This window comes from Pseudogemmobacter hezensis (assembly GCF_013155295.1).
GTDB lineage: Bacteria > Pseudomonadota > Alphaproteobacteria > Rhodobacterales > Rhodobacteraceae > Pseudogemmobacter > Pseudogemmobacter hezensis.
Window position 1 is genome coordinate 1 of the sequence record NZ_JABJXT010000041.1, and the last position, 10,984, is coordinate 10,984.

Consider the following 10,984-nt stretch of genomic DNA (forward strand, 5'->3'; position numbering starts at 1 on the left):
GCAGCTGCAGTAAGAAAAAAGAAGGAGACACACCCAACCTTGACCCCAGCTTGAACCAAAATCCATAATCAGAGGTGGCTCACTTCTCGGTGACAAAACCGGCTCAGTTCCGCGTGAGATTCAACAGGCCGAGGATACCCAGGGAGCGGGCGACGAAAAATTACCTCTTGCCCGGTTTTCGCGCTCAGTGCTGACCTCAATCATAGTGCGCAGCATACGATCCGCCAGGGTTGCATAGTCTACCTCTGTGTCGTCGATTTCGATGCCGAGGTGCTTTGCAGTCGCGCGGATCGGCCAGTAGGCGGCCTCGCGGTCGCATCTGAAGATTGCGTCTTTCAAGGCTTCGCGCGCGGCGATCTCGAAGCTCATGGCGGCCTCTGCCTGTTCACGCGATCTGGGGGGTGTGAGGGCGCGAATCCGGTCAGCCACCTCGATTTCGAGGCGGGCGTACTCTTCCAGAATCTGTGTCATCGTTTCCGGTGGCACATCGCACTCCGCTTGGAAGCAGAGCCCGCTGATGACCGTCAGGCGGCCCGCGAGCTCTGCGGCTTCACGGAGGAGGTGGGTTCGAAGTGGGAAACAGAAAAACTCTGGTACGAAGCGTTCGCGCAGGCTTGCTGGCACGCGTCTGCGCCAGAAGTGACTGGTCTTTCGGGTTTCGAGGTAGAGGATCTTTCTGGCCAAGGGCAGTCTCCTGGTTGGGAGATGCTGCGCGTGGAGCGGAGATCTTGATCAAAGCGTTGTGCAACACTTTGTGCAAAGTCCCGCGCTGCCAGTCTGGCCTGCGGGATTTTTCGTAGCAACTTCAACAGGATCTGTGAAGTATGGCTCCGGCGGTAGGGATCGAACCTACGACCAATTGATTAACAGTCAACTGCTCTACCGCTGAGCTACGCCGGAACATGCGGGCTGTATAGCCAGAGGCTTTGGGGGCGACAAGAGGCAATCCATTCTTTTTTCTGAAATTTATATTGCGTGGCTATCTCAGGCTGATGACAGGGCTTTCGCCTGGCCAGGCAGAGGCCGAAACGGCCTTGCTGCGGATGAGAATATCTATGTGCGATAACAGGTTACGCCTTGCGGCGGGCCACAGATCCGGGGCGGTGTCAACGTAAACGGCAGCCAGAAGGTCGTCGGTTTGGGCAGGGCCAGACGCCAGCGCGGCCAGGATCTTCGCCTCGCGCGAGCGCCTGTGCGCGATCAGTGCTGCGATTCTGTCTCTGGCGTCAGGGATCAGCGCGCCATGTGCCGGGATCAGGCAGCGCCATTTCCCGGCGCTCAGCCGCTGCAGCGAGACCATATAGGCCCCCATGTCACCGTCGGGCAGCGAAACAAGGCTGGGGGCCCAGGCCATCACCTGATCGCCACAAAACAGCACATCGCGCCAGGCGAAGCAGAGATGCTCGGCCGAGTGGCCTGGAGTGTGAAGGACGCGCAGCTCTTCCGCGCCATAGCGCAGGGTCTGATCGTCCGTCAGGCGAATCGTGGGGGCGAAGGCGTGATCCAATCCTTCGCCGCCGCCGAGGCCCGCACGCGCCAAAGCGTGCTGCCAGGCCGTGCGGCCCGAGCCGGCCGGGCCAAAGCCGCAGATCGGGGCGCCTGTTGCTGCGGCAAGGGCAGGGGCCAGGGCACTGTGGTCAAGATGGGGATGCGTTACCAGAATGGCCGCAACCGTCTCGCCGGGCGAAAGCGCGGCAAGAATCGCATCCAGATGGGCGGGATGGGCAGGGCCTGGGTCAATCACCGTGACCTCGCCCTGGCCCAGGATCCAGGTTGTCGTGCCAGGCCCTGTCAGCGGCCCCGCATTCCCGGCCAGAACACAGCGCAGCGGCAGCTCTGGCAGCAACTGAGCCTTTTCTTCCCCGTGTGACATGGCTAGCCTTCCCCCATGATCAGCATGAAACACCTCTTTCCCAGCGGTATCTACGGCAGAGCAGCTATTATTCTGGTGCTGCCTATCGTTATCATTCAGCTTGTCGTGTCCATGGCTTTTATTCAGCGCCATTATGACGGGGTGACGCGCCAGCTGACGGGCGGGGTGGCGCTGGATCTGGCCTATATGCTGCAGGTGTTCGACGCGGCCCCGGATCCGGACAGCGGCCTGCAGCAGGCGCAGAAAATCGCCGATGCGCTGCAGATCGGCCTGCGCTTTCCGCCCGCGCCGGATGCGCCGCAAAGCGATCAGAGCACGGCGCTGGATTTTTCGGGTTATGCGATCATCGAGACCCTGCATGCCGAAATCCCGGCGATGCGGGCGGCGGATGTGACGGCGGGGGACCGGATGGTGCGCACCCGCATCGCAACCCGCTTTGGCGATTTGCAGGCCGATATCGCCAGGCGGCGGATGTCGGCCACCAACCCCCATCAGCTGCTGGTGCTGATGGCGCTGACCTCTGTGCTGATGACGGTGATCGCCTTTTTCTTCCTGCGCCGGCAGCTGCGCCCGATTGCCAAACTGGCCGATGCGGCGGCGGCCTTCGGGCGGGGCGAGCGGATCTCTTATCGGCCGCGCGGCGCCTCAGAGGTGCGGGCGGCGGGGCGGGCCTTTGTCGATATGCGCGATCGGATCGAGCGCCAGATCGAGCAGCGCATGCTGATGCTGTCGGGCGTCAGCCATGATCTGCGCACGCCGCTGACGCGGATGCGGCTGGCGCTGTCTCTGATGCCCGAGGATGAGGACACCCGTGATCTGCAGGCCGATGTGATCCAGATGCAGCGGCTGGTAGATGAGTTTCTGGCCTTTGTGCGCGGCGATGCGACCGAGGGCGAAGAGGAATGCGACCCGATTGAAATTGCCGAAGAGGTGATCGCCGGCGCAAGGCGTGGCGGCGGCGAGGTCCTGGCCCTGGTGGTGGCCGGGCAGCCGCGCATGGCCCGGCTGCGCCGCCACGGGGTGCAGCGCGCGCTGGAGAATCTTTTGGGCAATGCGCTGCGCCACGGCACAAAGGCTGCGGTGACGCTGCGCTTTGGCCCGCAAGAGCTGGTCTTCTCGGTTGAGGACAATGGCCCCGGCATCCCCGAGGCCGATCGCGAACGCGCCATGCAGCCTTTCACCCGGCTTGCACGCGAACGTGACCCCAATCGCGGCGGCGGCGTCGGGCTGGGCCTGTCGATCACCGCTGATATCGCGGCGGGTCATGGCGGGGCGCTCTGGCTGGGAACGGGGCGGAAAATGGGGGGGCTGAACGCTGAATTGCGGTTGCAGCGCTAGGATGCGGGCGGGCCCGTGCATATCTGTGTGGCGGATGGGGCGGGGTCTTGCTGTGTCTTTGCCGCCATAGGTTGGGCGGGCTCTCTTGCGGCTGCTCAGCCGCATGACTAAGACTCTCGAAACCTTCTGACGATAACACTGAATATTGAACTGAAGAGGCAGGCCTGATGCGCGATCCCGTTGAACACTATATGAACACGCTGGTCCCGATGGTCGTCGAGCAGACGAGCCGGGGCGAGCGCGCCTATGATATCTATTCGCGGATGCTGAAAGAGCGGATCATCTTCCTCTCTGGCCCGGTGCATGACGGCATGTCGTCACTGATCTGCGCCCAGCTTCTGTTCCTTGAGGCGGAAAACCCGACCAAGGAAATCTCGCTTTATATCAACTCGCCCGGTGGCGTGGTGACCAGCGGCCTGTCGATTTATGACACGATGCAATATATCCGCCCCAAGGTCTCGACGCTGGTGATCGGGCAGGCGGCCTCGATGGGGTCGTTGTTGCTGCAGGCGGGGGAAAAGGGCATGCGGTTCAGCCTGCCGAATTCCTCGGTGATGGTGCACCAGCCCTCGGGCGGCTATCAGGGCCAGGCGACCGATATCCTGATCCATGCCCGCAATACCGAGCGGCTGAAGCGTCGCCTCAATGAGATCTATGTCAAACATACCGGCAATGATCTGAAAACCGTCGAGGACGCGCTGGAGCGTGACAATTTCATGACCGCCGAAGAGGCCAAGGCCTGGGGCCTGATCGATGAGATCGTGTCTGAGCGCGGCAAGGCCGAAGACCTGACCAAATGAGAATCGTTCCGGCTGTTCAACTGATGCAGGGCGCTGATCGCAGCTGTGTCTGTGACTGCCAGATGACGCTTTGGTGAAGATTGGCCCCGGCGCGGGTCGTGCCGGGGCGTTTTGGCGTTGTGGTGGTCCGGGACCTGTCCTAGACTTTCGCACTGAAACGGCCGCAAGCTATAGCGGCGGGCTTAAAAGGGTTACGCATGGCCACCAATTCGGGCGACAGCAAGAACACGCTTTACTGCTCGTTCTGCGGCAAAAGCCAGCATGAGGTCCGCAAGCTGATCGCGGGGCCGACTGTGTTCATCTGCGATGAATGCGTCGAGCTGTGCATGGATATCATCCGTGAAGAGACCAAGACGGCTGGGCTGAAAACGGGCGAGGGCGTTCCGACCCCGCGTGAGATCTGCAAGGTTCTCGACGATTATGTCGTGGGGCAGCTGCATGCAAAACGCGTGCTCTCGGTCGCGGTTCACAACCATTACAAGCGGCTCAACCATTCCTCGAAGCAGGATATTGAGCTGTCGAAGTCGAATATCCTGCTGATCGGCCCAACCGGCACCGGCAAGACGTTGCTGGCGCAGACGCTGGCGCGGATCCTGGATGTGCCCTTTACCATGGCCGACGCGACCACGCTGACCGAGGCCGGTTATGTGGGTGAGGATGTCGAGAATATCATCCTCAAACTGCTGCAGGCCTCTGAATACAACGTCGAGCGGGCGCAGCGCGGCATCGTCTATATCGACGAAGTCGATAAGATCACCCGCAAATCAGACAATCCTTCGATCACCCGTGACGTCTCGGGCGAGGGGGTGCAGCAGGCGCTTCTGAAGATCATGGAGGGCACGGTCGCCTCGGTGCCGCCGCAGGGCGGGCGCAAGCATCCGCAGCAGGAATTCCTGCAGGTGGATACGACCAATATCCTCTTTATCTGCGGCGGGGCCTTTGCGGGTCTGGACCGGATCATCGCACAGCGCGGCAAGGGCTCGGGGATCGGGTTCGGCGCCAGTGTGAAGGGCCCGGATGATCGCGGCGTGGGCGAGCTGTTCAAAGAGCTGGAGCCGGAAGATCTGCTGAAATTCGGTCTGATCCCGGAATTTGTCGGCCGTCTGCCGGTGGTGGCGACGCTGGAAGATCTGGATGAGGCGGCGCTGGTCACCATCCTGACCGAGCCGAAAAACGCGCTGGTGAAACAGTATCAGCGTCTTTTCGAGATCGAGAATGTAAAGCTGACCTTCACCACCGAGGCGCTTTCGGCGATCGCGCAGCGGGCGATCAAACGCAAGACCGGGGCACGTGGTCTGCGTTCGATCATGGAGGATATCCTGCTCGATACCATGTTCGAATTGCCGGGCATGGAAGGCGTGCAGGAGGTCGTGGTCAATGAAGAGGTCGTGGGCGGCAAGGCGGTGCCTTTGCTGGTCCATACCGAGACCACCGGCAAGAAAAAGCAGGCCGCCAGCGCCTGAGGCTTTGGCCGGGATAATTTAGGGGGGCGTGTCGGGAACGGCACGCCCCTTTTTTAATGCGCAAGCGCCGCCCGACGCGGAAACCTCCGACAGGGATAGTCGAAGACTGTAATGCGGTTTCAGGTCTTGAGATCCGCATATTGGGATGCGGCCGGTTGTCATGGACAAGGCCGCTATCGGATCCTGGATCGCTTTGTGCAACCATCGCCCCCCCCCCCACACACACAGCAGTCGTCGGGAAGGTAGTCCCACGGACTGTTTTCTGATCCGTCTTATACATGGCCGGTTGTCCCCGCCGAGGCCTGCTTCAGCAGGATCGAAACCGACCGGCAGGCGAAGGCAGCCGCCAGAATGTATCGCAAGCTGTCCCTGGATCGGGGGCCGCTTGCTAGGATGACGCGCCGCGCAGCTCCAGGCAAAGCTGGTTCAGCGCCATATTTGCCATGCCCAGGTTCATCAGGGCTGCATCGGCCATCATGAACACAAGGCCCAATGCCGGCACGGCCTGGAACAAAAGACTGCGGCTGCGGCCCGAGAGGCTGAACGCGTTTAGCCCGCCGGTATCGCCGTCGGCGGGCCAGGCGGTGTCGAGCGTCACGCTCAGATTGTCGCAGATGCGGCCAACCAGCTCGACCTGGTCTGCGTCGCCGCCACAATGCTCATAGCCCCCGGCGCCGTTCTGATGGCTGATCCCTGCGACAAGAACGCCGGGCATGGCCGCCACCGCATGCCGCATGGGGGCTTTCCGGGTGAATCCGGGCACCCCGTCAGCCGCCGCTGTCACATCGTCAGCTGCAGGATGTTCAGCCTCTGGCGCCATAGCCAGAGCCACAGCTGCGGGTTCGGGTGCTGCCTCGGCCTCAGGGGCGGTATTTGTTTCACGCGCGGGCCCTGGCATGTCGTCAGACACAATCACTTCGACTTCGGGGAAGATCGCACCATCGCTGCCGGAAACATCGAAGCCCTGCGCCCCGGCAAGATCCGCCACCGCGTCAGGCATGCTGTCGACCGGCGCGGCATGGGGGGCGTGCTCGCCGCCGGCAGCGCCCCCAGGCTCTAACATCTCGTGCAATTTGGCCGCCAGCGCCGCACCGCCAGTCGCCTGCCAGTCCATATCCGAACCGGCAGAGCCGATGATCCGGCGACGGTCGCCATGCAAGAACAGCCTTGCGCCAAAGAATTCGCTGGTCTCGCGCGCCATGCGGTCCATCATCCGGCCGCGATCTGTGTCATTGCGCAGCTTGTCGGCGCGGGACACCACCAGGATCGAGCTTTGCGGACGGGCCGTGCCAAAGCTTTCGACGATGGCCTTTTCGGTCAGCCGCCAGGCCTGCGAGCCGATGGTGACCCAGATCATCACATCCGCCGAGGCGACCAGCGCGATCTGCTCGTCGGTCAGATCCTCGGCCCGGGTCAGCGGCAGTTCGATCAGCTCGATCCCGGAAAGATGCGGCTGATCCTGCCACAGCCGCACCGTCCTTGCGTCGTGAAAAACTTCGCGCTCGCCGGGCAAGGCGGCACTGCTTTGACGGCCGTCGTTGTGATCGACCTCGATGCCGGTTTTCTGGCGCCAGCCCGCAATCACCAGCGGTCGCGTTGTCTGGCCGATATTGTCGGGCAGGACATAGCTGCGCAAAAGCGCGTTTATGACGGTGGATTTTCCCGCGCTGACCTCGCCGCAAATGACGACCCTTGCCGGAGCGGTGGAACCGTCTGCTTTGCGCGATTGCGGGACGAGGGTGCTCATGTCAGCCATTTTCATGCCGCCATTCTCATTTCAGACCGCTTCAGCGCGGCATCAAGGGATGAAAGTGTAAGCATGCGCTGCTCCAGCGCATCCAGTGCCGCCCGGAGATCGCGCTGCCGTGTCGCCAGATCTTTTGGGCTGGCGGTCTGACGCTGGCGCTCGGCTTTTTCCTGGTTCAGACGCTGCGCCTGCTCATTCACGACCGTGTCGAACATCCGCAGCATCACACGGATGCGCGACATGCCGGCGGTGGCGCGCGCCAGCTGCGCCTCGCTATAGGCCGCGAGGATCTTCTCGACCGGGGCGCGCAGTTCTTCAGCGGCAATGGTGCGCAGCGCTGCCACCGTTTTCCCGAGGCTTACCGATGGTTTGCGCCAGAAGGCCCAGCTGCGATCCGCGATCAGCCCGACGCGCAGGCTGCGCCTTGTCGAGGTCAGGCTGGAGGTGAAGCTGTCATAGGGCAGACCCGAGAGGTTGATATTGGCGGTCGGATCCTGGAACCGCGAGGTGATGATCGTCCGGCAGGCGTCGATACATTGTTCAAGTATCGCATCCGTGCCCGGGCGGGCGGCGGCAAAGCTTTCACGAACCTCGGTCTCCAGGAAATCCTGCAGGGGCGTGGTGTCAATCACCAGCATGCCGTCGCCGCCATCCACCCCGCCCGAGCCGAAAAGCCGGTCCTGGAAGACAGATTTCTGCCCGTCGACAAACGCATCCACAGCCCTGTTCAGCCTGCTCTCCAGCCCCGCCCAGGAGGTTGCAACGGCCCTTTCGATCTCGGCATCGGCCGCGTCGATCCGCGCAACTACGCTGTCGCGCAGCGCACGAATGGCAGCAATAGCGGTTTCAGGATCCTCGGCCGGGGGCTGGGCCGTATCCCGGCACAGCGCCCCAAGCTGCTGCGCAAGGGCCTCTTGCTCCTGCGCGCCGATGAAGAGAACGGCATCCAGTTCGGCGCGGATATCACCACGGAACTGGCCCAGCTGACGACTGCCGACGCCCTGGTCGATCAGCTCTGACAGTGTCGATTTCAGATCGTTCAGCCCTGAGGCCAGCATCAGCCGCTGGCTGCGCGACTGCGGCACCTGGCCATAGCTGGCGTGAAGATACTGGGCCAGCTCCTCATTGTCGGCCGCCTCACGGGCAGAGCCGTTGCTGTCATCTTCGGCGATGGCCAGACCCGCGAACCATGCCGAGCCGGCCACGATACGGAAGTCGATTTCCGGGATCGCATCACGCAGGCGCTGCGCGACATCGGCCAGCACACGCGGCACGGCCTGGGCGAATTCGTCCAGCTCATCGATACGGTTGACGAAGATCATCACATCTTTCGCGTCCTGACGGGCCAGGATGCGGATCAGTGCGATATCGACATCGGTCAGCGGCTGATGTGCTGACAGCACCATCACAAAGACATCCGAGCGGTCGAGGCTGCGGCAGGTGATTTCATCCCTCACCAGAAAGGGGTCATTCACGCCTGGCGTATCGGTGATGATCGTGGGGACCGCAAATTCCGGCAACTGCATGTATATGCTGGCATTTTTTGTCAGCGCGGCATAGCGGCCAAGCGCCTCGCGTTCAAGCCCGTCATCATTGCCCGGACCGGCACAGACATAGCGCCGCAAAAGATCGGGCGAGAGATGTTCATAGTCATGCTGGCCGCCAAGCAGCGCATGATAATGGCGGCCAAGGCGGCGCTGCGCCCGCTCGCACATCTCTTCGCTCTGGCGGCGCAGCAATTCACTGTCAAAGCCGGGCAGCAATTCCTCGGTCAGCGCCCTGATGCGGGTGCCCGTGCCGATGATCTCTTGCCAGTCGGTTTCGGTGAAAAAGTCAAACCTGGCGCCAGTGGCCGGATCGCCGGGGATATTGATACGCACATCGGTCACGACCGAGGTCCAGGGATTGATATCCGAAGGCAGAAAATCATGCCAATGCAGCAAAGCATTCACGAAGGTCGATTTCCCGGCCTTGACCTGGCCGATCACCGCAACTTTCGCCGCCCAGCCGTCCAGTCGTTGCCGCAGGGGCAAGAGCTCCTGGCGCGCCCTTGCATCGACGCCGGTCTCAAGGCTTGCAAGACTGTCTTGCAGGAAGTCCAGCTCCTGCCTGAGATTCGGCGCGATTTTCACAACAATTCCCTTCCGGTCGGGAGAACACTAAAACAGTAACAAGTGAGGCGAGCCCCCGCATGCGAAGGGAATCCACCTGAGTGCTGTCAACCCGGCCTTGGCCACAGTGGACTGTGCCCATGGCCGGGTGAGGAATACGGGCAAACCGCGCCTGAAAGCGGGGGCGGCCATTTTGCGACGGGGGAAACAAGACCCGGCAATCAAATCCCGGCAAATAAAAGCACCTTGCCGTGGTTCCGAAGGCATGGGGGGCATTTCAGGATACGCCCTGACGCCCCTTTAGCCGGTATCTGTATCACCCAGTCTGCCCAGATCTTCGCGGCCCATATCTTCGCGCAGCCTGCGGCTTGCGCGCACATATGGAATGCGGGGCGGGGCGCGGCGGGCTTCAGATCTTCAGCTTGCCCTCAACCGCTTTCACCGCGATGCGGGCAAGGCCAAGATTGGCCTGGCTGCGATCCAGGGCAACATAGACGAAGATGGCCGGGTTCGAGGTCAGCGGGCGGATCAGGTGCAGCTGGGTGCCCAGGGTGATCAGAATGTCCTCGATGTGGTCGTCCAGACCAAGCGCCTGCATAGCGGCATTCTTGGCGCGCACGACTTCGGTATTGGCAGCGCCTGCAGCTTCGAGGTCGAATTTGATGCCGCTCGACTCGCTTCCAAGCATCAGCCCGGTTTCGCTGTCAACGAGGCATGCGCCGATGAAGCCCGCGATTTTTTTCAGTTCAGAGATATTGGTCGACATTTTACAATCCTGTAACATACACACTGACTGTCCTTATGAGATCAACATTTGTTGAAATATGGACCTGATTGTCGCTTAATTGGGGCTTCCGATCCGCGGACTATGTCCTAAAGAAGGCGAGAAAAAATCGCCGAAGCAGCCCGTGAATCCCTATATTTCTATTCCTTTCAGCTGGTTGGTATGATGCCGCGTGATAATCTGCTGGGGTTGATAGGGCGCTTCATCGGAAGGCTCTCGCAGCATGCGCGGGCAGGTTCGGTCGGACCTGTATCAGGCTGAGCGGTGCCTGGATTGCAGACGCCTTTCCTGGCCCTTTCCGACGCAAGGGGGCGGTGATGATCAGAGCGGAACTCGCATAGGGTTTCAGGCACGATGGGGGAATAGGTCTCGCTTTGGGGCCATCCGCGGTGCGCAGGGAGGCCGGCGCCCGGGCGTCTGCGGCTGCCGATTCTATGGACAGTGGAGGCATGGACAGTGGGAGGACGGGCGCGGAAGCATCCTGGGGAGGGGCAAAAATCAGCCCCTTACCCTGAGTTGCTTTCGCCTGGTCGATACGCGGCCCTGATCTGGCCGGGGCGGAAAACCACTTGGAAAAGGCACGAAACCTGTTCAGATTGGCCCCGCCGGCGTTCTTCAAAAGAGAATGACCGAAAGGCGTAACCTGATCCGGCGGAACGACGTCACGGAAATTGCAATATTTTGCGCGGAAATGCGTTTTATCGGCGGTTGTTGCCAATATGATGAGTTTTTGGGGCTACAGGGCTTTGTTGCGCTATTCGGCTTGGGGGCGCAGATACCCCTTTCCCGGTTATCTTCAGCGCATGCGGACGGTCTCGGGCGTTCCGAGTGATGTGAAGCGGTTCATGAGTGCGATGCGGATCTGAAC

The 10,984-nt window shown here is 61.6% G+C and carries 8 protein-coding genes and 1 tRNA gene; 3 read left to right on the top strand and 6 right to left on the bottom strand.

Features of this window, described 5'->3' with window-relative positions; translation table 11 throughout:
- Positions 1–120 precede the first annotated feature (120 nt).
- The 3 genes from HOY34_RS21395 to HOY34_RS21405 all read right to left on the bottom strand — a co-directional run bounded on the left by HOY34_RS21395 (position 121) and on the right by HOY34_RS21405 (position 1,873).
- Entirely contained in the window at positions 121–684 is a 564-nt protein-coding gene (locus HOY34_RS21395; protein ID WP_172366658.1) for a DUF6538 domain-containing protein, read from the bottom strand.
- A gap of 141 nt (positions 685–825) precedes the next feature.
- A tRNA-Asn gene (locus HOY34_RS21400) sits at positions 826–900 on the bottom strand.
- 79 nt (positions 901–979) lie between these two features.
- Positions 980–1,873, bottom strand: a complete 894-nt coding sequence (locus HOY34_RS21405; RefSeq protein ID WP_172366660.1) for an MBL fold metallo-hydrolase — start codon at positions 1,871–1,873, stop codon at positions 980–982.
- A 111-nt stretch (positions 1,874–1,984) separates the two neighbouring features.
- Between HOY34_RS21405 and HOY34_RS21410 the strand changes: the two genes are divergently transcribed.
- The 3 genes from HOY34_RS21410 (at position 1,985) to clpX (ending at position 5,474) form a co-directional block, all read left to right on the top strand.
- Positions 1,985–3,211, top strand: coding sequence for an ATP-binding protein (locus tag HOY34_RS21410; protein WP_366927000.1), 1,227 nt, complete (start codon positions 1,985–1,987; stop codon positions 3,209–3,211).
- Positions 3,212–3,378: 167 nt separating this feature from the next.
- Positions 3,379–4,011 carry an ATP-dependent Clp protease proteolytic subunit gene (locus HOY34_RS21415; RefSeq protein WP_172366664.1) on the top strand — a complete coding sequence of 211 codons (633 nt, stop codon included), beginning with the start codon at positions 3,379–3,381 and terminating at the stop codon, positions 4,009–4,011.
- A gap of 197 nt (positions 4,012–4,208) precedes the next feature.
- Positions 4,209–5,474 carry an ATP-dependent Clp protease ATP-binding subunit ClpX gene (gene clpX / locus HOY34_RS21420; RefSeq protein ID WP_172366666.1) on the top strand — a complete coding sequence of 422 codons (1,266 nt, stop codon included), beginning with the start codon at positions 4,209–4,211 and terminating at the stop codon, positions 5,472–5,474.
- A 388-nt stretch (positions 5,475–5,862) separates the two neighbouring features.
- Here the strand turns inward: clpX and HOY34_RS21425 are convergent, their stop codons facing one another.
- The 3 genes from HOY34_RS21425 to HOY34_RS21435 all read right to left on the bottom strand — a co-directional run bounded on the left by HOY34_RS21425 (position 5,863) and on the right by HOY34_RS21435 (position 10,098).
- Positions 5,863–7,221, bottom strand: coding sequence for a dynamin family protein (locus tag HOY34_RS21425; RefSeq protein WP_172366668.1), 1,359 nt, complete (start codon positions 7,219–7,221; stop codon positions 5,863–5,865).
- Between the two features lie 11 nt (positions 7,222–7,232).
- Positions 7,233–9,353, bottom strand: a complete 2,121-nt coding sequence (locus HOY34_RS21430) for a dynamin family protein (RefSeq protein ID WP_172366670.1) — start codon at positions 9,351–9,353, stop codon at positions 7,233–7,235.
- A 388-nt stretch (positions 9,354–9,741) separates the two neighbouring features.
- Entirely contained in the window at positions 9,742–10,098 is a 357-nt protein-coding gene (locus HOY34_RS21435; protein WP_172366672.1) for a roadblock/LC7 domain-containing protein, read from the bottom strand.
- Positions 10,099–10,984 lie beyond the last annotated feature (886 nt).